Source organism: Dolichospermum sp. LEGE 00240, from assembly GCF_015207875.1.
Lineage (GTDB): Bacteria > Cyanobacteriota > Cyanobacteriia > Cyanobacteriales > Nostocaceae > Dolichospermum > Dolichospermum gracile.
Genome location: NZ_JADEVZ010000012.1, coordinates 62,795 through 88,402 on the forward strand (window position 1 = coordinate 62,795; position 25,608 = coordinate 88,402).

At 39.7% G+C, this 25,608-nt stretch carries 23 protein-coding genes; 18 read left to right on the top strand and 5 right to left on the bottom strand.

The window, feature by feature from the left end:
* Positions 1-9 precede the first annotated feature (9 nt).
* Positions 10-1,056 carry a polysaccharide pyruvyl transferase CsaB gene (gene csaB / locus IQ226_RS06200; protein WP_193893388.1) on the bottom strand — a complete coding sequence of 349 codons (1,047 nt, stop codon included), beginning with the start codon at positions 1,054-1,056 and terminating at the stop codon, positions 10-12.
* A gap of 85 nt (positions 1,057-1,141) precedes the next feature.
* On the opposite strand from csaB, the gene IQ226_RS06205 reads away from it, so the two are divergent.
* From IQ226_RS06205 to IQ226_RS06220, 4 genes are all read left to right on the top strand, one after another.
* Complete coding sequence (locus IQ226_RS06205) at positions 1,142-1,477, top strand: DUF2499 domain-containing protein (protein WP_193893391.1); 336 nt, start codon at positions 1,142-1,144, stop codon at positions 1,475-1,477.
* The gene (locus IQ226_RS06210; protein WP_193893394.1) at positions 1,474-1,806 is read left to right on the top strand and encodes a DUF3593 domain-containing protein; all 333 of its coding nucleotides are present in this window, start codon (positions 1,474-1,476) and stop codon (positions 1,804-1,806) included. The genes IQ226_RS06205 and IQ226_RS06210 overlap by 4 nt, the downstream gene beginning before the upstream one ends.
* Positions 1,807-1,848: 42 nt before the next feature.
* Positions 1,849-2,622: a 1-(5-phosphoribosyl)-5-[(5-phosphoribosylamino)methylideneamino]imidazole-4-carboxamide isomerase gene (gene hisA, locus IQ226_RS06215; protein WP_193893397.1), complete on the top strand. Its 774-nt coding sequence runs from the start codon at positions 1,849-1,851 to the stop codon at positions 2,620-2,622.
* A 114-nt stretch (positions 2,623-2,736) separates the two neighbouring features.
* On the top strand, positions 2,737-3,171 hold the full coding sequence (locus IQ226_RS06220; RefSeq protein ID WP_193893400.1) for a molybdopterin-binding protein: 435 nt from the start codon (positions 2,737-2,739) through the stop codon (positions 3,169-3,171).
* A gap of 448 nt (positions 3,172-3,619) precedes the next feature.
* On the opposite strand, the gene IQ226_RS06225 is transcribed toward IQ226_RS06220, so the two are convergent.
* Positions 3,620-3,904, bottom strand: coding sequence for a DUF427 domain-containing protein (locus tag IQ226_RS06225; protein ID WP_193893439.1), 285 nt, complete (start codon positions 3,902-3,904; stop codon positions 3,620-3,622).
* Between the two features lie 139 nt (positions 3,905-4,043).
* Here IQ226_RS06225 and IQ226_RS06230 point away from each other — a divergent pair, with 139 nt between their 5' ends.
* On the top strand, positions 4,044-5,534 hold the full coding sequence (locus IQ226_RS06230) for a HEAT repeat domain-containing protein (protein ID WP_193893403.1): 1,491 nt from the start codon (positions 4,044-4,046) through the stop codon (positions 5,532-5,534).
* Between the two features lie 137 nt (positions 5,535-5,671).
* Here the strand turns inward: IQ226_RS06230 and IQ226_RS06235 are convergent, their stop codons facing one another.
* Complete coding sequence (locus IQ226_RS06235; protein WP_228039279.1) at positions 5,672-5,932, bottom strand: hypothetical protein; 261 nt, start codon at positions 5,930-5,932, stop codon at positions 5,672-5,674.
* Positions 5,933-6,055: 123 nt separating this feature from the next.
* Between IQ226_RS06235 and recQ the strand changes: the two genes are divergently transcribed.
* The gene (recQ, locus tag IQ226_RS06240) at positions 6,056-8,245 is read left to right on the top strand and encodes a DNA helicase RecQ (protein ID WP_193893405.1); all 2,190 of its coding nucleotides are present in this window, start codon (positions 6,056-6,058) and stop codon (positions 8,243-8,245) included.
* A 303-nt stretch (positions 8,246-8,548) separates the two neighbouring features.
* Here the strand turns inward: recQ and IQ226_RS06245 are convergent, their stop codons facing one another.
* Positions 8,549-8,785 (bottom strand): hypothetical protein, encoded by a 237-nt coding sequence (locus IQ226_RS06245; RefSeq protein ID WP_193893407.1) that lies wholly within the window; start codon positions 8,783-8,785, stop codon positions 8,549-8,551.
* Between the two features lie 248 nt (positions 8,786-9,033).
* Between IQ226_RS06245 and IQ226_RS06250 the strand changes: the two genes are divergently transcribed.
* The 9 genes from IQ226_RS06250 to IQ226_RS06290 all read left to right on the top strand — a co-directional run bounded on the left by IQ226_RS06250 (position 9,034) and on the right by IQ226_RS06290 (position 19,587).
* A complete protein-coding gene (locus tag IQ226_RS06250; RefSeq protein ID WP_193893409.1) occupies positions 9,034-10,998 on the top strand; it encodes a long-chain fatty acid--CoA ligase in 1,965 nt (654 codons plus the stop codon).
* Positions 10,999-11,234: 236 nt separating this feature from the next.
* Entirely contained in the window at positions 11,235-11,684 is a 450-nt protein-coding gene (locus tag IQ226_RS06255; RefSeq protein ID WP_193893411.1) for a YlqD family protein, read from the top strand.
* Between the two features lie 650 nt (positions 11,685-12,334).
* The gene (locus IQ226_RS06260) at positions 12,335-13,111 is read left to right on the top strand and encodes an HpsJ family protein (RefSeq protein WP_193893413.1); all 777 of its coding nucleotides are present in this window, start codon (positions 12,335-12,337) and stop codon (positions 13,109-13,111) included.
* A 1-nt stretch (position 13,112) separates the two neighbouring features.
* Positions 13,113-14,735, top strand: a complete 1,623-nt coding sequence (locus IQ226_RS06265; RefSeq protein WP_193893415.1) for an archaeosortase/exosortase family protein — start codon at positions 13,113-13,115, stop codon at positions 14,733-14,735.
* Positions 14,736-15,367: 632 nt separating this feature from the next.
* On the top strand, positions 15,368-16,681 hold the full coding sequence (locus IQ226_RS06270) for a dihydrolipoamide acetyltransferase family protein (protein ID WP_193893417.1): 1,314 nt from the start codon (positions 15,368-15,370) through the stop codon (positions 16,679-16,681).
* Positions 16,682-16,819: 138 nt separating this feature from the next.
* The gene (gene trxA / locus IQ226_RS06275; RefSeq protein ID WP_027403754.1) at positions 16,820-17,137 is read left to right on the top strand and encodes a thioredoxin; all 318 of its coding nucleotides are present in this window, start codon (positions 16,820-16,822) and stop codon (positions 17,135-17,137) included.
* A gap of 814 nt (positions 17,138-17,951) precedes the next feature.
* Positions 17,952-18,647 (top strand): 3-oxoacyl-ACP reductase FabG, encoded by a 696-nt coding sequence (gene fabG / locus IQ226_RS06280; protein WP_193893420.1) that lies wholly within the window; start codon positions 17,952-17,954, stop codon positions 18,645-18,647.
* A gap of 385 nt (positions 18,648-19,032) precedes the next feature.
* Positions 19,033-19,239, top strand: a complete 207-nt coding sequence (locus IQ226_RS06285; protein ID WP_039201429.1) for a type II toxin-antitoxin system HicB family antitoxin — start codon at positions 19,033-19,035, stop codon at positions 19,237-19,239.
* A 147-nt stretch (positions 19,240-19,386) separates the two neighbouring features.
* Entirely contained in the window at positions 19,387-19,587 is a 201-nt protein-coding gene (locus IQ226_RS06290) for a type II toxin-antitoxin system HicA family toxin (protein WP_370567089.1), read from the top strand.
* Positions 19,588-19,677: 90 nt separating this feature from the next.
* Here IQ226_RS06290 and IQ226_RS06295 read toward each other — a convergent pair whose 3' ends face one another.
* Entirely contained in the window at positions 19,678-20,112 is a 435-nt protein-coding gene (locus tag IQ226_RS06295) for a DUF29 family protein (RefSeq protein ID WP_027403751.1), read from the bottom strand.
* A 1,112-nt stretch (positions 20,113-21,224) separates the two neighbouring features.
* Here IQ226_RS06295 and dnaK point away from each other — a divergent pair.
* The 3 genes from dnaK to IQ226_RS06310 all read left to right on the top strand — a co-directional run bounded on the left by dnaK (position 21,225) and on the right by IQ226_RS06310 (position 25,315).
* A complete protein-coding gene (gene dnaK, locus IQ226_RS06300; protein ID WP_193893423.1) occupies positions 21,225-23,279 on the top strand; it encodes a molecular chaperone DnaK in 2,055 nt (684 codons plus the stop codon).
* Between the two features lie 124 nt (positions 23,280-23,403).
* On the top strand, positions 23,404-24,396 hold the full coding sequence (locus IQ226_RS06305) for a DnaJ C-terminal domain-containing protein (protein ID WP_193893426.1): 993 nt from the start codon (positions 23,404-23,406) through the stop codon (positions 24,394-24,396).
* Between the two features lie 199 nt (positions 24,397-24,595).
* On the top strand, positions 24,596-25,315 hold the full coding sequence (locus tag IQ226_RS06310; RefSeq protein WP_193893430.1) for a Uma2 family endonuclease: 720 nt from the start codon (positions 24,596-24,598) through the stop codon (positions 25,313-25,315).
* Positions 25,316-25,608 lie beyond the last annotated feature (293 nt).

Below are 25,608 nucleotides of genomic sequence, written 5' to 3' on the forward strand. Positions count from 1 at the left end.
GAATAAATTTCATGTTAACGCTTCCTTTAACAAATCCCGATGCAAAAAAGCCCCATTTACTAAAGATTGAATTTTATGAGGTGACAAAGCCGCACCATTATTATAATAATCAATCCAAGTTTTACTAATTAAATCTACATCATCTGGTAAATCCTTTAAATCCCAACCAGGTATTTCTAAATCTTCCATTAATCGGTTGACCTTGGGATCATAACTCAATGCAAAACAACGAGAACCTTCACTAGCTGCCATAATTAAACTATGGAGACGCATTCCTATGGACATTTCCACGCCGCGAAATACACCTTTTAAAATTTGTGGATCTTCCGAACAAAGAACTCTACTCACATCTGGTAATTGAGTGTGAATTTTTTCCGCAATTCCTAGATCTTCACTTTTTTGAAATGGTAATAATAAGATAAAAGCTTGGGTTTCTTTTTGCAAATTAACTAAAGCTTGAGTTAAATTTGCTAACCTATTTTCTGTCAATTGAGGATGATTTCTTAAAGTAACTGCAATTCTGGGTTTTGGTAAATCTACTAATTCCGGGACTGGCTTCGATTCTAACGCCCAAACTGGGTCAGGGGCAAGGATATGCGGTATACTCCAATCTGATAATAACTGAGAACTGGAGCGATCGCGCACACTCACTTGAGTACAACCTGCAAAATTCCCCTTTGCTAACGAACGAGTTTGGGAACGCAACAATGGACCTATACCCTGTCCCCAGGCAATGGTTTTCAAACCCATAACTTGAGCTAAAGTCATTAATCCGCCATAATAAAAAGGGCTAATGCTGCTGGTAGCATCTTGAATTAAACTGCCACCACCCCAAACAAAAGCATCACAAGAACGCAAAGCTTTGATAACCTGTAAAACCGCCATTCGGTTGTAACATTCCACACCATAACGCCGATGAGTTTCTTCAGGATTTCCAGAAAGCACCACAGGAGTAACATCAAGTGGTAACATTTGCAGAAGTGTGGCTAACAAAGCTTCATCACCACCATTACCCTTACCGTAATACCCAGACAATAAAACCCGCATTTTCCCCATTTTGAATTTTAGATTTTAGATTTTGGACTACCAATTTTTTCAACCTAGTTATCTACCACTGACAACTGACAACTGACAAACAATTATGCACGTACTTTCAATCCCCACATGGATAATTCATATTTCTAGCGTCATTGAGTGGATAGCCGCAATTTGGCTAATTTGGACTTATGGTGAACTTACAGAAAATCGTAGTTGGTGGGGATTGTCCTTTGCCATGTTACCAGCTTTAATTAGCGCAATGTGTGCTTGTACTTGGCATTATTTCGACAATTCTGAATCATTAGAATGGTTAGTCACCCTACAAGCTACCATGACATTGGTTGGTAACTTTACCCTTTGGGTAGCAGCATACATAATTTGGCGTTCCACCAAGTTTGCAAACCCCATTGAGACACAATCCATCAAATCAGAACAATGATATCAAAAGAAACCCTCTTTGCCCTCTCTCTCTTTCCCTATCTGGGTTTCTTGTGGTTTATTAGCCGCAGTCCACAAATGCCACGTTTAGCCCTATATGGATTTTACGGCACATTGGTATTTGTCGCCATCACCATTCCCGCCGGCATTTACGCCAAAGTGCAATACGGAGAAGAACTAGCCAATGTAGACTGGTTACATGGTAGCGCAGAAGTCTTTTTAACCCTTGCTAACATCTTACTAGTCTTAGGTTTTCGCCAAGCAGTACAGCAATTAGGTGACAGGGAACAGGTGACAGGTGACAGTTCAGAGGGAAGAGGTAAGAAGTAGGGAATAGTTAATGGACAACGAACAACTGACAACTGACAAATTATGGAAGTAATCCCCGCAATTGATTTACTAGAAGGTCGCTGTGTGCGACTATATAAAGGAGACTACGAGCGATCGCAAGTATTCAGCGAAAACCCCGTCGAAGTGGCGAAAATGTGGGCAGACCAAGGTGCGACAAGACTACACTTAGTTGACTTAGACGGTGCAAAAGCCGGGAAAATCGTCAACTTAGCCGCCATTGCAGCCATTAGAAATAATCTTGACATACCCATTGAAGTTGGGGGAGGATTGCGCGATCGCACCAGTGTCGTACAATTATTCAACCTGGGTGTAAATTGGGCAATTCTCGGCACTGTCGCCGTCGAACAACCTCAATTAGTCCAAGAACTTTGTCAAGAATTTCCCCAACAAATTATTATTGGCATAGATGCCCGTAGCGGCTTAGTCGCAACTCGTGGTTGGTTGGAAACATCAACAGTATTAGCCACCCAACTAGCAGTACAGATGCAAGAATTAGGTGCAGCAGCCATTATTTACACTGATATTAACCGTGACGGCACGCTACAAGGACCCAATTTAGACGCATTACGAGAACTCGCAGCAGCAATTTCCATACCCGTAATTGCTTCCGGTGGCGTAAGTTCCGTCACCGATTTATTAAGTTTATTAGCCTTAGAACCCCAAGGTGTCACAGGTGTGATAGTCGGTAAAGCCTTGTACACTGGCGATATTATCCTCAAAGAAGGATTACAAGCTATTGGACCGGGAAGACTGCAAGATATACCCCCAGATTTCGGTATTTCTAGCATTGCATAAAATGAATTAGCAATATACAGAAACCCCCAGGGGCGCAGGGCCTGCGCCCTTGATTATATTGATTGTTGCTAGGATTGAATCAAGATTATACTTACTCAATAAATTAGTAATTTTATGCCAAGAAAAGACCAGGGTTGGGTGACATTTCAAACATCCGAAGAAGAACGGAAGATATTAGAAGAATTTTGTCAAAACTCCCAACGGACTAAAACAGAGATTTTGCGAGAATTAGTCCGGGGACTTAAACAATATTCAGCACCGTCTATATCATCATCAACTTCACCAGAACAAGCGGAAACAAAAAATGTTGAATTTGAAATTGTTAGTCCCAAAAAAGCCTTAAAAGTTAGTTCCCGCAATGTTTTAAAAGGAATTGTAAAACGAGTCACTATAGGCAGTATAAATACCGAAATAACTTTAGAAATCGTTCAGAAAGTTGAATTAACTTCCATGATTACTAGGGTTTCGGCTGAAGAATTAGAATTATCTGAAGGGACAGAAGCCTATGCTGTAATTAAATCTAATGATATTGTTATCGCCAAAGATTAGAAATAGATATAAATACAGCGGTTTTTGCTTTAATAAATACTACCAAGGGCGGGAAACCCCTACCAAGGGCGGGGAAACCCCTACCAAGGGCGGGGAAACCCCTACCAAGGGCGGGGAAACCCCTACCAAGGGCGGGGAAACCCCGCCCCTACGGATTCATAACAGGAGAAAGTGCTGTAAACTTTCTCAAAATTCAAAAAGCTAGAAAAAATTAGTCGGTCTTAACCGACTTTAGCTATTAGACAGGGAATTGATTCCCTGGCTTTCTCAAAATTCAAAAAGCTAGAAAAAATTAGTCGGTTTTAACCGACTTTAGCTATTAGACAGGGAATTGATTCCCTGGCTTTCTCAAAATTCAAAAAGCTAGAAAAAATTAGTCGGTTTTAACCGACTTTAGCTATTAGACAGGGAATTGATTCCCTGGCTATATGGTTAATTTAATCTTAGTCTAAGCCTCGACTTTTACACCCTTCCAGAAAGCAACATAACCTTCGATATTTTTAGCTTTTTCCTTAGTGCTAGGATAGAACCAAGCGGCATCTTTGTTAACTTGTCCACCAACTTCAATACTATAGTAACTAGCAACCCCTTTCCAAGGACAAGTGGTATGAGTGCTACTGTCTGTAAAGTATTCCTTATTAACAGCGTCAGCAGGGAAATAATGATTTCCTTCAACAACTACAGTCTTATCGCTTTCGGCTAGAATAGCACCATTCCAAATTGCTTTCATAATTAAAAAAAAGTTAACAATTCATATTGTTACATTGAAAATGATAATTTATTAACGTGATACACTAAATTATAGTAATTTTTTTCAAAATACCACCCTGTAAATATCGAAATAACTTTTATTGATTATATATAGTAAATTTATGAAACCAGAGGATTTTACCACAACGGCGACTGATGATTGGGATGTCTTCTTACCCAAAAACCATAAAAATCAACCCATAGACAATCAAGCATACCGCATTTTTGACCCCCAATGGCAACCAGCAATATTATCCTGGTTTGGACGCAAAGATGTACCCCAAGAGTCAAAAGAGGCATTTATTCAAGCTTTGGTCAATTTTGAAGATGGCTGTGTACCATATCAGGGTAAGGGTTTTTATGGTTATCGCGCCTATTTTTTAGCAGCAGCAGCGATCGCTCAATTCCCAGAATCGGCAAAAGCTGATAACATAGTTCAACAACTGGTAAATTGGAAATTAGATTATTATCGTTTCAATAGCATTGAACAGCAAGTCACTGTAGGACTTCAAGAAACCGACAGAACCAAAGCTATAGATACTTTAGTCCAATCAATTAACACATTACAACAAAATTTTACCCTTTCTCTCGCCATTACCAGCTTAGAAACAATCGGATCTGGTAGTGAAAAAGCCATTATCGCTTTAATACAACTATTGAATACGTCACAGGATAAAGACATTTGTAGACGAGTAGTTAAAAGCTTAGGAAAAGTAGGCATTGGTAATAAACAAGCTATTTCTGCCTTAATAGAAATTATAAATACATCAGATAATAATGATATCCGTAAGCAAGCGACTGAAAGCTTAGGAGAAATAGGCTATGGTAATGAACAAGCTATTTCCGCCTTATTGCAAATTTTAGATACAGCAAAAAATGATGCTATTTATTGGCAAGTAGCTGAAAGCTTAGGTAAAATAGGCATTGGCAATGAAAAAGCTGTTTCTACTCTAGTACAATTACTAGATAAATCGGGCAATAAATATACAAATAGATTAGGAAAAATAGACAATAACCACGAAAAAGCCGTTATTCTCCAAGCAGCTACGACCCCATATCAAATAGAGACTGATCACAAAAAAGCCATTGCCGACTTAATCCAAAGTCTAGATATATCAGAGGATGAAGAAGCGATTAGTCAAGCACTTTATACATTAGGAGAAATAGGCAAAGGTGATGTAAAAGCTATTTCTGCTTTAGGGCAACTTTTAGATACATCAGAGAATGAGTACATCCTTGTGCAAGTAGCCGAAAGCTTAGGAAATATAGATCCTGGTAACGAAAAAGCTATCTCCACTTTATTACAACTTATAAATACATCAGAAAATGATGGAATTATTGTCTATGCACTAGAAAGTTTAGGCAATATAGGTATAAATAATGAAAAAGCCATTGCCGCATTAGTGCAACTTCTGGATAAATCACAGAATGAGTACACCCATAAACTAGCCGCTAAAAGCTTAGGAAAGATAGTCACCAGCAATAAAGATATATTCTTGGTGGTGCAAGCTTTACGTCGCTATAAACTAGATAGTGAAGACTATGATCTGATTTGGAATTGCGCCCAAAATATGCCCTATCCAGAATTTTATCAAGCTTGGCATCATTCTTGATTAAATTAAAGTTCAATTACCTCCAAAAACGGATTCACAATTTGTAAAGTATTTTCAATAATTAAGCCATTTTGCATATCTTCCGAGTAAAGAATACTTGCTTCTCCTAAAACTGCACTAGCAACGATGAGACCATTTCACCAGCGCTCATTTGCTTCCTCTCTGGTGAGTGGATTGAACCCTGATATTTGCATGGGATTTGCTGTTAACTGGGCGATAATACCCGTTAGTGGAAAGTGTTTCTTTGTTGGTGCAGGTTGCAAAATTATGATTTGTACTATTTCGGCGCTGCATATTTGTTCTTGATACTCAACGGGAATTTCAATTTTACCGTTGTTTACCCTAGCTTGAAATTGTGTGTTTATACTCATACTTAAAGCTGTACTAAGCCTACCCATGAGACTGATTTCGATGAAATAGCCCCTCCTATAATTATAACTACTATCCCTCTGCCAATTCCCCAACGTGCGTTAAAATTCTAATATATTCATCACAACTCAGACACGCAACAGCCATCTACCATGCTTCAGTACCCCCACCTAGAAAAAGCCTTAAAACATCACTTTGGTTATGATCAATTTCGCCCTGGACAACGGCAAATTATCGAGGATGCGTTAGAAAATCGTGATTTAATGGTAGTCATGCCCACAGGTGGGGGGAAATCTCTGTGCTTTCAATTACCCGCACTTTTGAAACCCGGTTTAACTGTAGTAGTGTCACCATTAATTGCTTTAATGCAAGATCAAGTAGAAGCACTGCGAACTAATAATATTTCTGCCACATTTCTCAATAGTAGTCTCAACGCCTATAAAGTTCGCTCCCGAGAAGAAGCGATCATGAATGGTAAAATAAAATTACTTTATGTCGCCCCAGAACGCCTTGTTAGTGACCGATTTCTCCCCCTTTTAGACGTAGTTAAGGAAAAAGTGGGGATTTCCACCTTTGCCATTGATGAAGCCCATTGTGTCTCAGAATGGGGGCATGATTTCCGTCCAGAATATCGGCAATTAAGATTACTCCGCAAACGTTATCCTGATGTTCCTACAGTTGCGCTGACTGCTACTGCCACAGATAGAGTTAGGGCTGATATTATTGAACAATTAGGATTAAAACAACCCAGTATTCATATTGCTAGTTTTAACCGCCAAAATCTTTATTATGAAGTCCGTCCTAAAAGTAACCGCGCTTACGCCGAATTATTAGAAATAGTTAGAGAAAATGAAGGTTCAGGTATTATTTATTGTTTGACTCGTAAAAAAGTTGATGAACTGACGTTAAAACTCCAAAATGATAAGATTTCTGTTTTGCCTTATCATGCTGGTTTAAGTGATGAGGAAAGATCAAAGAATCAAACTCGGTTTATTCGGGATGATGTGCGAGTCATGGTAGCTACTGTTGCCTTTGGGATGGGGATTAATAAACCTGATGTGCGGTTTGTGGTGCATTCCGATTTACCCCGAAATTTGGAGAGTTATTATCAAGAATCAGGACGAGCGGGCAGAGATAGTGAACCTTCTAAATGTACGTTATTTTTCAATTATGGTGATATTAAAACTATAGAATGGAGTATTAATCAAAAAACCGATCCTCAAGAACAATTAATAGCTAAACAGCAACTAAGACAGGTAATTGATTATGCGGAAGGGACAGATTGTAGACGCACAATTCAATTAAGTTATTTTGGGGAAAGATTTCCCGGCAATTGCGGAAATTGTGATAATTGTCTTTATCCCAAACCTGTTCAAGATTGGACAATTGAAGCCATGAAATTTTTATCTTGTGTGGCTAGGTGTAAAGAAAGATTTGGAATGCTGCATATTATTGATGTTTTGCGAGGTGGAAAAAATCAGAGAATTATTGTTAATAAACATGATCAACTTTCTACCTATGGAATTGGCAAAGATAAAACAGTAGATGAATGGCGAATGTTATGTAGATCCTTATTACATCAAGGATTAATAGAACAAACGGCTGATGGTTATTCAGTTTTAAAACTCAATGCTTTAAGCTGGGAAGTCATGCGAAAACAACGCCCAGTTTCCATTGCTGTTCCTACAGTCAAAAAGATGACTTGGGAAGAGGGAAGTGGCAAATCCGCAGATGTGGAAGTTCTCATGCAAAAATTGCGATCGCTTCGTAAACAACTCGCAGACGAACAAGCCGTACCACCCTACGTTATCTTCCATGATTCTACCTTAAAATTAATGGCACAAAGCCAACCCAAAACCTTAGATGAATTTGGCAATCTCTCCGGCGTTGGTAGCCATAAATTATCTCAGTATGGCGAAAGGTTCTTAGCAGAAATTCAGACTTATTGCCAACAACAAGGTTTGCCAGAAAAAACTATTAATCGAGTTAGTTCCTCACCTTATTCTCACTCACCATCTGGTACAGAATTAACTACATTAGAGTTATATAACCAAGGATTGAGTATTGAAGAAATCGCCCAAAAACGCAATATTCGCCCCACGACAATTATCCGTCATCTCTCAGATTTAATTGAGAAGAAACAATCTTTAGACTTGAGTAAATTAGTCCCCCTAGAACGCCAAAAGAAAATATGGAATATCTTAGAAGTTGTTGGTGATATTTCACTCACGCCTATTCGGGAAAATTTAGGTGAAAGCTACAGTTTTGATGAAATTCGTTTAGTTAGAGCAAAATGGCGACGGGAAAAACAGAAATCTCCTAAAGATGATATTGACTTTTAGTTTTTAGCCGATAAAGCCAAAGATAGCAGCTTAGGTAAAACCAAACAAATAGCCGCATTTAATAGTGTTAAAAATATACCATCCATTAAATTCATAAATAACTCCTTTTTATAGCTACTGATGATCGAAACATCTTTATTTTGCCTGATAAACACTACATTTGAGCAACTTTGAATGTTTAAATATCTTTGATATTACATAAGTAAATTAAATAGAAATTCAGTAGGGGCGCAGGGCCTGCGCCCAAATGTAGGGAATACAGGGAATACGCCCCAATGCAGAGAGTACGCGCTAATTCCCTCCTTAATTAGGAGAACATTGATTACAGAAACGCGGACTAAATTTACAAAATTCACTACCAGTTAATGTGTAGGCTGTACAATAGGGAAAACTAGTGATTCCCATTTTCCCAGGTTGGTAATCAGAGACAATGGAAAGAGGTTGAGATTTTTGAGGTTTACGAACCAAAATTATAGACAGCAGCTTGGGTAAAACTAAACAAGCTCCAGCATTGATGACGGTGAGCAGTAATACATCCATCAAACCTATAGGGAATTACTCCCCGACGAAATTACATAGGAACATTCGGTTGGTCTTGCGGTTAGTCTTGCGGTTAGTCTTAAAATATATAGAAATATAATAAGACCTAACCATAGTATTTAGTTTATATAAAATCAGTTTAGCATAGATTTTTGTAGATGGAACGATAATAATTCAGTAATTGTGATCAATTAATGTGTAAACTAAATATTAAATAGCGTTATTAATTGAATTTAACAGTAGTATTTATGACCAAAAAACAATCTGCAACTTCTTTCCTCAACAACATTTCTGTACAAGAAAATCTGGCATTACAGAGTTTAGTAGATTACACAAATATTCAGTCATTACCGGAAATTTGGACTTTAGCAGCCAGAAAATTCGGTAATATCATTGCTCTACATAATCCTCACTCTAAACCAGAAGTAAAAATTACCTATAGTCAGTTGTTAGATCAAATTCAAAGATTTGCGGCTGGTTTACAGACTTTAGGTATTAATAGAAACAACAGTGAAACTCTTCCCTATGGTGAACGGGTTTCCCTGATTGCTGATAATAGTCCTCGCTGGTTTATTGCCGATCAAGGTATTATGACTGCTGGAGCGGTAAATGCAGTCCGTAGCGCCCAAGCAGACAAAGAAGAATTACTTTATATTATTTCCCATAGTGGTAGCACAGCTTTGGTAGTTGAGGATATCAAAACTCTCAATAAATTAGGGTCAGGACTTAATGAATTACCGATTAAACTTGTAGTTCTGCTTTCCGATGAAACACCACCCACAGAACTTAATTTTCAAGTGGTCAACTTTTCCCAATTATTAGACATTGGTAGCGACCATACCTTACTAATAGCTCAACACAGCAGCGACACATTAGCAACCCTAATTTATACCTCTGGAACTACGGGAAAACCCAAAGGTGTGATGCTATCTCACAAAAATTTACTGCACCAAGTTAGAAACTTGGGAACAGTAGTACAACCAGAGAAAGGAGATATCGTTCTGAGTATTTTGCCCACATGGCATAGTTATGAACGCAGTGGTGAGTATTTTCTCCTTTCTCAAGGCTGTACCCAAATTTACACTAATTTGCGTTCTGTTAAAAATGATTTAAAGAAATTTAAACCCAATTATATGATTGCTGTTCCTCGTTTATGGGAATCAATTTATGAAGGAGTGCAAAAACAATTCCGCGAACAACCAGCCAACAAACAAAGATTGGTCAAATTTTTACTAGATATGAGCCAGAAATATGTGGAAGCACGACGTATTTCCCAGGGATTGAGTTTAAATCACCTTCATACTTCAGTTATGAAACGTTCCCAATCCAAAATAGTAGAATTAGCTTTGTTACCACTCCATATACTAGGTGAAAAATTAGTTTATACTAAAGTGCGAGAAGCCACAGGTGGAAAAATTAAGCACGTTATTAGTGGTGGTGGGGCGCTACCTGCATATATAGATAACTTTTTTGAAATTGTTGGTGTGGAAATTTTACAAGGTTATGGTTTAACAGAAACCTCACCAGTAACTAATGCTCGTCGTCCTTGGCGAAATTTACGGGGTTCTTCGGGGCAACCAATTCCGGGTACGCAAGTAAAAATTGTCAATCCTGAGACTCGTAAACCTGTACCAGTGGGAGAACGGGGTTTAGTGCTGCTCAAGGGGCCACAAATCATGCAGGGCTATTATCAAAATCCCGAAGCTACAAAAAAAGTTATAGATGGAGAAGGTTGGTTTGACAGTGGTGATTTGGGTTGGGTGACACCTGAAAATGACCTAGTATTAACAGGGAGAGCAAAAGATACCATTGTTTTAACCAACGGGGAAAATATTGAACCTCAGCCCATAGAAGATGCTTGTTTGCGATCGCCCTACATTGACCAAATTATGTTAGTAGGACAAGATCAACGTAGCATTGGCGCTCTGATTGTTCCTAACCTAGAAGCCTTAGCCGCATGGAACCAATCTCAAAATCATACCGAAACGATTGACTTAGAGAGTAGAACAGTCCAGGATTTGTTTCGTCAAGAATTAAATCGGGAAGTCCAAAACCGTCCCAGCTATCGAGCCGATGATCGTATTGGAGCATTTAAACTCATTGAGGAACAATTCTCAATTGAAAATGGACTCATGACACAAACTCTGAAAATCCGTCGTCACGTTGTCATGGAACGATATTGCGATATTATTGACAAGATGTTTGCTAAATAATTTCCTAATTTCCCCCTAAATCTTGGGCGCGGAAACCACTCATTGGGCGCGGAAACCACTCATTGGGCGCGGAAACCACTCATTGGGCGCGGAAACCACTCATTGGGCGCGGAAACCACTCATTGGGCGGGGAAACCACTCATTGGGCGGGGAAACCACTCATTGGGCGGGGAAACCCCGCCCCTACTGACTCCTCACAACACTACAAACTATTTAAGAGTGAACGTACAAATTTTATGGATGTCTCCAACCCTCAATTGCTTTTAAAACGCCCAATTAATGTCAAAGCCATAGTTACTAGTCTCTGGAAAGAGGAAGTACATCAGCAACTCCAAGCTCAGATTAATCAAGTTGACCAACAACTACAACAACTAGACGTTGAAGGACAAAGAGCAATTAGCGCCATTCAAAAGCAAAGTGTTCAACCACCAGGACCCCAAACACTCCAACAAATTGACAATATTCAACTGCAAGTTAATCAAAAGAAAAGTGAACTCCTAGAGCAGAAAAACCAAATGCTGCAAAACCTCCAGCAAGTACAATTGTTGGAATTAGATCAAGAAGTCAACCAATTTCAAATGGAAAGCTTTTTCCGCATCGAACTGGGTGATAATTTGATTAGTAAAATGCAGGTGGAAGTTGTCCTGCGTGATGGCATTGTTGAAGAAATTCGCGGAGATATCTAAACAACTTAATCCTCGACTTCTTGGAGAAGTCGGGGATATTTCTTGAAGCAGGGGAAGCGATCGCTTGTTTGATAAATAAATGACTATATTGAATCTCTAAAAGATAAATATTACTAATAATAGCTAAAAACCGAAATTTTTGATACACTAACCAGGTTATAATCAATTGGATAGTTTGGCTTTGTTCCTGCTAATTAATCTTATAGGGCTTACGCATTGACAAAGGTTTCTAAATATGTAATGTAGATTTTATCTCTTGTAGGGTGCGTCAGACCCAATAATTTGGTAAAAAACAGATTTCCTCTATCTGACGCACCCTACTCAATAAGTTCGTCAGACCCAATAATTTGGTAAAAAACAGATTTCCTCTATCTGACGCACCCTACTCAATAAGTTATTCTCAAAGCCGAAAACGATGCAATTTCGTTCATTAATATGATCGTAAGTTTGTACAGTGCATAAGTCCTATCTTACTATCAAGTTTTCGACTATTTTTCAACAAAGTTACATCAGCCTACCGATACCGCTATAACGGTTATCTTTAATTTCTAATACAATTTAGGGCGTATCACCTACGCTACTACAGAGTTTATAATTTACTGACTCTATTTCACTCAAGTGCATACCGCTATATACCGTAAACAAACATCATGAACATGAAGAACATTAGAAAAAGCATTAATTTCTTCTTTTTCTCTTTAGTCAGGAATTTTATCAAATTTTTCCGTCGGGTTAAATTAATAGGAATCTCATTTAAGAGTAGTGATCTGACTGGTCTATTACCAATCATCGGTTATGCTCTTGTGATTATGTCATTCATAGACTTTATCTATGTTGCTTCCCAGTTTCAACTGCAAAACTTTGAAAGTCAACTTAATTTCATTAGAGCATTCACTGAACACAGTTGGGTTTTTTTGATTGGTTTGGGGTTTATTTTTACTCGTTATTTTAGTGAAAATCAATATGACATCCGCTTTCCAGAAATTATTTTTCAAAAAATTATTCGCTGGATAATCCTATTGATGGGAGTCGCATTTTTCCTGGCAATTCCCCTGGTTTTTGTAAATACAGGACGTTTATTAAAATCAGTAAATAATCAGATTATCGAACAGCAAAAGAGCAATATTGAACAAATAGCTCAAATAGAAACGAGTCTCAATTCTGGAGTTACTACAGCACAACTTAAGCTTATTGGTAAGAATATCAACCTGAGTCCAAAGGAATTAAATTTACCAGATCCTCAGATCAAAGATTCAATTAAACGAAACTTAATCATTGCCAAAAGAAGAATTTCCGAAGCAACTGACCAAGCCAAGGAACAGCAATCTAAGAGTATATGGAAAAATAGTTATAGAACAATTATTGCTCTCTTTATTCTTAGTTTTACCTTTGTGTTTGTTTGGTTCAAAATAGGTCAGGCCTTTTAGAATGTTACAGATAATGTTAGCAATTAAACGTAAAATGGGAAGATTCAGGAAAGTTAAACTTGATCATACTTTCCTACTCCTATTCATCTTTGGGTTGATTTCTGCAATTAACTTAACACTCTACTCGCTAGTTGACAAAGATGTTCAAAACTGGTCATACCTGCTGTTGCTATATGCAAGTATTTTATTTAACATTTACGATAGACGCAATCACATTGCTTTTGTCAGCAAGTTTCCTGATAATTTCATTGGTTTTTGCCTAGTTATTATTCCTTACATCAAGGCGGGTTTTTTAGTTGAAGCAATCTGGGTTTCCTGGTATTTTATTGCCCTGATTAGTGCTACTGGTTTAGCCTTATTAGCATCAGGATTTCCAGGAATTAAACAATTCCAGAAAGAATTAGCAATTATTGTCATCTTTCCCACTTTCATATTTATCTTTATTAGATTATTGTCGGCATTGTTGAGTCGGTTTCCTGTTACACTTATCTCTGCGAAAATAACCTCTTTTGTTTTATGGTACTTGGGATTTGATTCCGTGAATCAGGGGACTATAGTTTATGTTAATGGTGGCGCGATTGATATATATGATGGATGTACTGGGATATCACTCCTGCTCATGCTATTAAGAGTTTCCATCACGCTAGTCATTCTTTTTCCCTTTTTACTGAAAAATATTTATTTGCCTTTTATCCTTTCGTTCCTTATTAGTGGGGTTTTTTCCATTGGCCGATTAATAATTATGGCATTGGTGGTGACAGATAAACCTGCATTTCATTATTGGCATGGAGATGAAGGTGGTAATATCTTTGCTGTACTTTCGTTCCTATGTTTTGGAGCGATAATTTTGTTACTATCACCCAATAATCAAATTCCATTATCACCGTCAAACGTCACCTCTCGCAAATCCCAGCCAGTGTCATATTCAAATGTAATTGTAACTATTAGTTTGATCATCATTTTATTTAATTTTTGGTTTTATTACAGCGCGAAGTTGGGTCAAATTGCTACCTATAGTTTTCCCCACCAAATACCTCTCCCCGGTTGGCAATTAACGGCTAGTGAACCTGTTTCTATACCGCAAAAGGAGCAAAATCTCCCACAACAGACTAGAGATATGGAAGCTTATCAGATGGAAGCCGATCTTAGGGAGGATATCCTATCAGGACAAATTTATCATTACCGAAAAACCGGGCAGGATTTAACTGTCAATTTTTACTACATCCCCTCTAGTTCTAGTTTAGGCAATATTCAATCTTACTACAAGTCGTTGGCTTTTTTGCCAGATTTACCTAAGCTGATAGAGCCTCTGGAAAAGATTAACCCTAAAGGTTATCATTTACAGTTCTCCTCTGGAGGAAAAAACTATTTGACAGCCTGCATTAATTCCATGGGAAAAAGTACGGCGACAGTGAGTCAATTCATTGCCTATTTTTATCGTCCTTATCTAAATCCCTCTCAATGGTTGAATCTCTTCAACGGTAAACAGACTCTCCGTGACAAACGCTGTGTCTGGGGGCAACTCTCCTTGTCCAAAGCTGATGGTAGTGAGGCTGAATTGGAGGCTGTTTGGCAGGCTTTATTGTCTTATTGGCAGGGTAATTTCCCGAAGTTGAAAAACTAAGTAGGTTGGCGTTGAAAATTGTCGTTATGGCAAGAGGCAAGAGGCAAGAGGCAAGAGGCAAGAGGCAAGAGGCAAGAGGCAAGAGGCAAGAGGCAAGAGGCAAGAGGCAAGAGTGAAGAGGCAAAAGTGAAGAGGCAAAAGTGAAGAGGCAAAAGTGAAGAGGCAAAAGTGAAGAGGCAAAAGTGAAGAGTGAAGAGGCAAGAGTGAAGAGGCAAGAGTGAAGAGTGAAGAGGCAAGAGTGAAGAGGCAAGAGTGAAGAGGCAAGAGTGAAGAGGCAAGAGTGAAGAGAGTTTGGGAGATTTTACGTTTCTTTACACAGTTTGGTTTTATTGTGTTCACCTACTTAGACAAAAAGATTTACTCCCATACAAACGCCAAAATAGAGTATTAGGGGGTTGACAAATGATTTTGGATTTGTTATCATGAAACCGACAAGGAAGAACTATCTTCTTACAAAAATTCATTCAATTCCCCAAAACCGCTGACAATAAAGTAGGCGGTTGTGTTTTGGGCAAAAAAACAGATAGTTCTCATTAATCTGAATTTTTCCAAAAAATCACCCACTTGATCACAAAACTGTTAAAATTCGTAGATTGAAGTCCATATATTATTGATTCTGAAACCACCATATCATGAGCATTAACGAAGTATTTATGCCGGCGCTGAGTTCCACCATGACCGAAGGCAAAATTGTCTCCTGGGTCAAATCGCCGGGAGATAAAGTAGAGAAAGGCGAAACGGTGGTGGTTGTCGAATCAGATAAAGCTGATATGGATGTAGAAACCTTCTATGAAGGATATCTCGCCCATATTATTGTTCCTGCCGGTGAAACCGCACCAGTCGGCGCAGCGATCGCTTATATCGCCGAAACAGAAGCAGAAATAGCCACAGCCAAGTCCCTAGCCAATGCAGATGGCGCTGCTGCCTCCTCCACACCTGTCCCCATACCAGTTGCAGTCGCCGCAGTTGCCGCCCCTGTCACCCCATCTCAAAATGGTTCTAACCATCAACCGGGCAGAGTCGTAGTTTCACCCCGCGCCCGTAAACTAGCCAAAGAACTCAAAGTAGATTTAAATACCCTCACAGGTAGCGGTCCCTACGGTCGCATTGTCGCTGAGGATGTAGAAGTTGCAACTGGTAAAGTTCAGCCAATTACTACCCCTGTTGTCACTGCCGCCCCAGTACCAGCATCAGTACCAGTAGCCGCACCAACACCTGCACCTGCGCCTGTAGCCGCACCAACAGCAGCACCAGTAGTTAGTAGTGCTGTTCCCGGTCAAATAGTACCATTCACTACCTTACAAAATGCCGTAGTTCGGGGTATGGTAGCCAGTCTATCCGTACCTGTATTCCGTGTTAGTTACACAATTAGCACCGATGGACTCGATAAACTTTACAAACAAATTAAGTCTAAAGGCGTAACAATGACCGCGCTACTAGCCAAAGCTGTAGCCGTGACATTGCAAAAACACCCCATCCTCAATGCCAGCTACTCAGACCAAGGAATTGTCAATCATCCTAATATTAACGTTTCCGTCGCCGTAGCCATGGATGATGGTGGTTTAATCACACCCGTTTTGCAAAATGCAGATACAGTTGACATCTACTCTTTATCTCGCAACTGGAAATCCTTAGTAGAACGCGCTAGAGCCAAACAGCTACAACCAGCAGAATACAACAGCGGTACTTTCACCCTCTCCAACTTGGGAATGTTTGGTGTAGATACCTTTGATGCCATTTTACCGCCTGGACAAGGTTCTATCTTAGCCATTGGCGCATCACGTCCCCAAGTAGTAGCCACAGCCGACGGCCTATTTGGTGTCCGTCAACAAATGCAAGTAACTGTTACCTGTGATCATCGTATCATTTATGGTGCTGATGCCGCCGGATTCTTGCAAGACTTAGCAAAATTGATTGAAACCAATCCTCAGTCTTTGACAATGTAAGCACTAATACTCAGATCCCCGACTTCTTTAAGAAGTCGGGGATCTCAAAAGGGGATCTATAAAAAATATAAACATATACAAATTACAGATTCTAAGAACTAACATTAAAACAAACAATTAATTAAAAACTGGTGTGTTATGACCATTAAAAAAGAATTCAACAGCTTTGAAGAAATGCTATCTGGTTCAGATGTACCCGTATTGGTAGACTTTTATGCTGACTGGTGTGGTCCTTGTCAAATGATGGTGCCAATTTTAGAACAAGTCAACAGTCAATTGAAAAACCGTTTGCGGATTGTCAAGATTGATACAGAAAAGTATACAGAATTAGCCAGCCGATACGGGATTGCGGCTTTACCAACCTTGGTACTATTTAAGCAAGGACAGCCTGTAGATAGAATTGAAGGTGTTGTGCAAGCACCACAATTAGTACAACATCTGCAACCTCTTATTTGAACCTTTAACATAAGTAGGTGAACACAATAAAACCAATCTGTGTAAAGAAAAGTAAAATCGCCTAAACCCTCTTCACTCTTGCATGATTGCCTTTTGCCTTGCCATAACGACAATTTTCAACGCCAACCTACTTAGTTACTGTCTTCAATAGACATCTCCGAAAAATATTGTAGAGACGTTCCATGGAACGTCTCTACAAGGGTTTAAAGTCACGCACATTTAATTCTCGGAGATGTTTAATTAAGGTTTGCTGAAAAAGTTGTCTGTGAAGGTAGGGCTTTAGCAGTGATTATAGGTGTCAAGTTAACGTTAAACGGGCGGTTAGAAACCGCGTCTACACAGGCAAAACCCACCTGCGTGGGTTTCAATTCTTGATTTTTCCTTAGTCCGCGCAGGCGGTCACTGAGCTTGTCGAAGTGCGGACTTTGTTTGTGTAGCAAGCCCTAATTAGAGATGCCAAATCCCACGTCTCTATGACAGCACTGTGTGTTTCTTCTTTTGCCCCTTTGTGCCTACATCTGCGGGATATCTAAGAGAGATTGCGCGAAACAAAATCACGAAATTGATTCTGGAAAATCCACGCTATCTTGAATAAAGGGCGTTGCTGATTAAGGGTATGAATTTTAGTCTCACGCAAAGGCGCAATCACGCTTCGTGATCTCGAAGAGTAGACGCACTGAGGTTTGAGTTTTAAAGGTTCAATTTGGGAATTTCATACCTCAATATGGCTAATGCCTCCGGCTCCCGCAGGGATACGCCACGCAGGCTATCAGCAACGCCGAATAAAGAATATCCAAGGAGTGCATCTTTAATAATGAAAGGCAAACAAGTTTTACTTACAGGTGGCACAGGGGGACTCGGTTTAGGTGTCACACCCGCAGTTATCGCCCAAGGTGCAGATGTAACTATTCCTTATCGTAATCCTCAAGATGTAGAACGGCTCAAAGGAATTATTTCCCCGGCGGATTTTGCAAGAATTCATTTTATTCCTGCTAATTTGGAAGATGAAGCATCAGTAGAGAAACTGGTCAGCCGCATGACAAAAGTGGATGTGTTAATTCATTTGGTTGGTGGTTTTTCTATGGGAAAAACTCACAAATACAGTTTTGATGATTGGAAACAGCAAATAGATTTAAACTTAAATACAACTTTTTTGACTTGTAAACATAGCCTTGCAAGTATGCTGGAAAATGGCTATGGACGCATTGTGACTGTAGGTTCTCGCGCTGGTGCTGAACCTGCGGCAAATTTGGCTGCTTATTCTGCGGCAAAAGCTGGGGTGATAGCCTTAACAAAAGCGATCGCTCATGAAACCAAAAATACTAATATTACTGCTAATACCATTCTCCCCAGTATCATTGATACTCCTAGTAATAGAGCCGCTATGGGTGCAGAAAACGCCGATAAATGGGTAAAACCCGAATCTATCGCCCAAGTTATCTGCTTTTTAGCCTCAGAAGCAGCCAAGGATGTCCGTGGTGCAGTCATTCCCGTTTATGGTAGTTTGTGAAATAAACCACGACTGAGAAAGAGAAAGGTTATGAGAGTGGTAAGCTGTTGTGCATTTAGTTTGTATAATTCTAGCGGGCAAGATGCCCGCACTACAAAGTTCAAGTAAATTATGGTTATCAAATTTAGCTGCGTAACAGCTTATCTGTTTGTTACTCAGCAGGTATCACCTATAATTATTAGACATCTCCAAAAATTAAATATGCGTGACCTCAAGTCACTGTAGAGACGTTCCATGGAACGTCTCTACAATCTTTACGGGAGATGTCTATTAGTTAAAGCGATCGCAATTGACTTTTTCCGAGAATTTGCGGTAATCTTTCATTAAGACTAATAATCGAAATTTTAAAAGCTAAAATACAGGTATTACTTAACTACAACTTAGTATGAAATTCAATGTTACCATTGATCGAGATGAAGATGGTGTCTGGATGATTGAATGTCCTAGTATTCCTGGTTGCATTAGTCAGGGAGCGACAAAAGAAGAGGCTTTAGAGAATATTCAAGATGCAATTTTTGCTTGCTTGCAGGTTAGGGCAGAGATTGGCTTGCCATTGACTATTGAAACTAAACAAGTAGAAGTCTTAGTATAGTTATGGCATCAAAACTACCTGGTCTGAGTGGACAAGAAGTAAGTAGGTTGACGTTGAAAATTGTCGTTATAGCAAGGCAAGAGGCAAGAGGCAATAGTAAAGAAGTTTTCAGCGATTTTACGTTTCTTTACACAGTTTGGTTTTATTGTGTTCACCTACTTAGTTCGTACCTTTGAAAAGCTGGGCTGGCGATTTGCACGCCAAAGTGCAAGTCATATAATTTTGGTCAAAGAAGGTGAAATGGTAACTTTGTCTGTTCCTGATCATCATGAGGTGGCAAAAGGGACTTTACACGGTCTGATACGAACTGCTGGGTTAACAGTAGAAGAATTTATTGCCAATGTTTAAATATATTGTATGTATTATTTGTAGTATTGGCGATCGCTACGCTGACCTTCTGAATCGCCTAAGCTCCCATTAGAATCCTTAACACCCAGTTTAAATTTCTAGATTTGTAGAGATTAAAATCATGGCGCGATCGCATATCTCTTGACGGTTGACTAGTTTGGCTAACTCATGGGGTTCATAGCGTCCTTCTTCAACCTCTAAGGAGGCGCGATCAACTGCTTCTGTATAAGCTTCAGAAATTGCTAGGCTTAATTCATCGGTATTGAGGTATGTTCCGCCAGCTTTACGTCGCTGGTTTTTGGTTTGGATACCGCGTATAGAGTTGCGAATTGATAGCTCCCACGATTTCGTAGTGCGATTTTCTGCTTTTTGCTTGATTAGATGCATAAGCAGAATTACTGCATAGCTACGAATGTTGTTGATTTTATCGTCTCTGCTCATTTCTTCTAATTCGTCAACAATTGCCAAAGCTCCAGTCATATCACCTTTAAGTAGTAATTCCCTTAATGTCAAAAGTTCTTCCATATCTTTAGTGATGTGAGAATGGGATATATAGTAGTTATAGCATTAGTTACTATGTCCATTAAGATAAGAGCCGATCACTACACTGACCTTCAGATCGCCTATAATAACCTTTATACAACAGATGCGGCGATCGCAATCGACTTTTTTCGAGAATCTGCGGTAATCTTCCATTAAGACTAATAATCGAAATTTTCAAAGCTAAAATACAGGTATTACTTAACTACAACTTAGCATGACTGTGCCAAACGATACAAAGGCTTTTGCCAGCGATATAAACCACCAAAAAAGAAACAAGAAAAATGTAGTTGGGGGAGTCGGTTTTTGACGAGTTTAGGCATCAACAATAGCAGTACGCCCAAGGTCAGTCCTAAACACAAAGCGTCACCCCAACAATTGTTCCTGCCGTTTTTGGTGGAGTGCCAGGTATCCAAAACCGCACTGCCAACGAGGATGTGGAAAAATTTATCCTAGCGAACCGCTACATCAGGGTTGGCAGTGCGGGTTTTTGATGCTATGCTTCTTCTAGCTTTCCATCTTGCGGCCAAGACGAAAGCGCCGACTACTGCGGGAATGGTACCTCCGTCGAAGTCAAAAGGGACGGGGGTGGCCACAGCAGCGTAGGAGCCTACAGCATTAATATCAGTATACTGCGGGTCGTTGGGGAAATCAGACGAGGAATAAAAGGCTAATAACGTAGGTACACTAAAAACCCCTTTTTGATAGGCAAAAGCAGTTTGAAATTTAGGCGAGGCATTAAACCCCGCAGTAGCGAGCTGCTTAGCAAGCGTTCCATTGCCCCACCAAGGAGTACTTTGGAGAGCCGTTTGGTTCGATGTAAAAGATCCAGGAATGCTTGTCACATTATAAGAAGTTCCATTAACGAGTAATTAGTTAGTTAGTAAAAAAAATTTTTAAATATATGGTATTACTATGATGCTTAATTAGATATGCGTAACCTGTGTTTTCTTCCTTTGCCTGTTGGCGCGAAGCATCCTTGCAAATGCTATTATTATAATTCTGTTTTATTATTGACCTAATTTAGCACTAAGCCAAAATCAGCCTTATCATATCATAATAAATTTATAAAACACGCAACAGGAGACGAGTAACGCATGGGCAAGGTAGTTGGCATCGACTTGGGGACAACCAACTCAGTAGTCGCCGTCATGGAGGGTGGCAAGCCGGTGGTGATTGCCAATGCAGAAGGAATGCGAACAACCCCCTCCGTAGTTGGCTTTAGTAAAGAGGGTGAAAGGGTTGTAGGACAAATGGCGAGGCGGCAAACTGTCCTCAATCCCCAAAATACCTTTTTTGCTGTGAAACGCTTCATTGGGCGCAAGTATGGCGAATTAAACCCAGATTCTAAGCGCGTACCTTACACTATCCGTAAAGATGAAGTTGGCAATATTAAAGTTGCCTGTCCTCGGCTGAATAAGGAATTTTCTCCAGAAGAAATTTCAGCTATGGTGCTGAAAAAATTAGCTGATGATGCTAGTCGTTATTTGGGTGAACCTGTTACCGGGGCTGTCATTACTGTTCCGGCTTATTTTAATGATTCCCAACGCCAAGCTACCCGTGACGCGGGCAGAATTGCGGGTTTGGATGTGTTACGGATTCTCAATGAACCCACAGCAGCATCTTTGGCTTACGGATTAGATCGAGGTTACACAGAAACTATTCTCGTGTTTGATTTAGGTGGGGGAACTTTTGATGTGTCCTTGCTGGAAGTAGGTGACGGCGTATTTGAGGTTAAAGCTACTAGTGGAGATACTCAACTTGGTGGCAATGATTTTGACAGAAAAGTAGTTGATTGGTTGGCGGAACAGTTTTTAGAAGCAGAGGGTGTAGACTTAAGACGCGATCGCCAAGCTTTGCAAAGGTTAATGGAAGCCGCAGAAAAGGCGAAGATTGAACTTTCTGCCGTCAGTGTCACCGATATTAATTTACCCTTCATTACCGCCACAGAGGATGGTCCAAAACACCTGGAAACTCGCCTGACGCGATCGCAATTTGAAGGTTTATGTGTAGACTTATTGAGTAGAATCAGAACACCAGTCAAACGGGCATTAAAAGATGCCGGACTTTCTCCTGTAGATATTGAAGAAGTTGTCCTCGTTGGTGGTTCTACCAGAATGCCTATGGTGAAACAGCTAGTTCAAGACTTAATTGGCATTGAACCTAATGAAAACGTCAATCCTGATGAAGTCGTCGCGGTGGGTGCAGCTATTCAGGGCAGTATTCTGGCTGGTGAACTTAAAGATGTTCTCCTGTTGGATGTCACACCCCTATCTATGGGCTTAGAAACCATCGGTGGTGTAATGAAAAAACTTATCCCTCGCAATACAACTATTCCAGTCCGCCGTTCTGATATTTTTTCTACTTCGGAAAATAACCAAAACAGCGTAGAAATTAATGTGGTTCAGGGCGAAAGGGACATGGCCGCAGATAACAAGTCCTTGGGACGGTTTAAACTCTATGGTATTCCTCCAGCCCCCAGAGGTATTCCCCAAGTGCAGGTATCCTTTGATATTGATGCTAATGGGATTCTCCAGGTAACAGCCCTAGATCGGACTACCGGTAGAGAACAAAGCATTACTATTCAAGGCGCTTCGACTTTGAGTGAGTCAGAAGTTAACCGGATGATTCAGGATGCCCAAAAATATGCTAATGTTGACAGAGAACGGAAAGAACGAGTTGAAAAACGTACCCGTGCTGAAGCATTAATATTACAAGCAGAACGGCAACTGCGAGAAGTGGCCTTGGAAATGGGAATGCAATTTGCCCGTAACCGTCGTCAACGCATTGATAATATTTGCCGGAATTTACGGGAAAGTTTACAAGCTGACGAAGATCGGGGGATTGATCAGGCTTATGCTGATTTACAAGATGCTCTGTATGAACTGAATAGAGAAGTCCGTCAGTATTATGCTGAGGATGAAGATGAGGATTTATTTGGCGCTATCCGGGAAATCTTCGTGGGTGAAAAAGAAAGAGAACCGGAGAGGGATGTTTACAGAAGTAATTATCGGCAACGAGATTCATCTAGCCGCAGTGTTAACAAAGATTATGGCAATACAGGGCGTTCTCCCAATTATGAAAGTCGTCCCACCCGCAGCAAACGCCCCAGCTACCAGGATAACTGGGATGATGACGATGATTGGTTATAATTCGATTTTAGATTTTTAAATTGGGATTTAATATCTTTCCCAATATTGGATTTGCAGGGTCAGTCACAAGTAGAAACACCACTGACCACTGACCACTGACCACTGACCACTGACATTTAAATATATGCAAAATTTGCAAAATTTTCGGGATTATTACGAGATTTTAGGAGTTTCTAAGGATGCCACAAGCGAAGAAATTAAAAAGGTTTATCGGCGGTTAGCTAGACAATATCACCCTGACCTGAATCCGGGGAATAAGGAAGCTGAGGAGAAATTTAAAACCATTGGGGAGGCTTATGAAATCCTTTCTGATTCTAGCAGGCGATCGCAATATGACCAATTTAGCCGCTATTGGCAACAAAATGGCTTTGCTGGCAATAAACAAACTCCCAAGCCTAAAGGTTGGGATAGCCGCGCTAACGGGCGTTCTAGCCAGGATGTAGACCCCAGCCAATTCAATGATTTTGAGAGTTTTGTCAATCAAGTAATTGGTGTCAGCAACCGCAAAGAACCCAAAAATACTCCAGGAAATACCACCACTAGCGACCCCTTTCGCACTCCTAGAACTAAAGTTGCCTATACTGTCAATACTCCACCCCGTAGCACTCGCAGGGATATCGAAGCCAGATTAACTTTACCATTGGAAAAAGCTTATCAAGGTGGGAATGAAAGGATCAGGTTAGAGGACGGGCGATCGCTCGAAGTGACTATGCCCCCGGCTATGGTGACAGGACAAACCATCCGCTTACGAAATCAAGGAATTAGTGGTGGTGATTTATACTTAAAAATTACCGTTGATCCTCATCCTTTGTTTAAGCTGGAAGGGGCTAACATTTTCTGTCAAGTCCCTGTAACTCCCAGCGAAGCAACATTAGGTGGACAAGTCGAAGCACCTACCCTTGATGGACCAGTGAAAATGACCATTCCCCCCGGTGTCAGGTCTGGGCAAAGATTCCGACTTGGTAATAAAGGCTACCCAGTTGAAAACGGTCAACGAGGTGATCAATTAGTAGAAATTCAGATAGTAACTCCCAAAAATATCACTCCCCAAGAACGGGAACTTTATGAAAAATTGCGAGAAATAGAAACTTTTAAACCTCGCGCTGATTTAATTTAATTGTCAGAATCAGGATTTCCAGGATTTAAGGATTAACAGGATTAAAAGAACAACGTAAATGTTGATATTTGTAACCATTAACAATGAGAGGCTGAGAAATTGAATTTTCCACAATAATGGGCAGTAAGTAAAATATGAGGATGACAACTTTTTTGAGTATCTGTTACCATAAAAATAGATCCCTCACTAACTTGCAGCTATGACCGTCACCCAAAATATTGAACCCGGTTTAGATGTAATATTTCCTCCCAGTAATCTAGAAAGTGACGAACCCCCCTTGGAATCATCTTTACATCTACAACAAATGCTACTACTAATCCAATGTCTCAATTGGTGGTGGCGAGATATAAATAAAATTAATAATTATTTTGTTGGCGGGAACATGACTGTTTATTATAGTCCTCGGCAAATTAAAACCAAAGATTTTCGTGGACCAGATTTTTTTCTAGTGCTGGATACAGAAAACCGCGATCGCAATAGTTGGGTAGTCTGGGAGGAAGATGGTAAATATCCTAACTTAATTATAGAATTGCTTTCTCCCTCCACTGCTTCCACTGATAAAGGGTTAAAAAAACAAATTTATCAAGATATTTTCCGCACACCTGAATATTTCTGGTTTAATCCGCAAAATTTAGAATTTGCTGGTTTTATCTTGTTTGGTGGAACATATCAACCCATAGAACCCAATCCTCAAGGTTTATTATGGAGTCAGCAACTAAATTTATATTTGGGTGTCCATGACGGTAAATTGCGTTATTTTCTGCCAGAAGGACAGTTAATGCTAACACCAGAAGAATATGGAGTAGAAGCAACCCAACGTGCAGAACAACAAGCCCAACTCACAGAAGCAGCAACCAAACGTGCAGAACGTTTAGCTGCCAAACTCAGAGAATTGAATATTGACCCTGACATTTTATGAAATAACACACTTTGTGTAGGTTGGGTTGACGTAAGGAAACCCAACATTTCAATACATATTGATAACAAAATCAAGAACAACGTAAATGTGTATACTCATAACCATTAACAGATGGCAATAATTTACTATCAGCCACACATTTATTTAAATCTATTTCTTGTTCAAACCCACATTCCGCAGATGTGACCTAGATTATTGGGATTTTTGAAAAATTTCAGCCAGGAAAATTTTATCTACCTAATTTTCTGGTTGAGTTTAACTTTATTTGCCAAAAAATAGAACATATTAAGTAA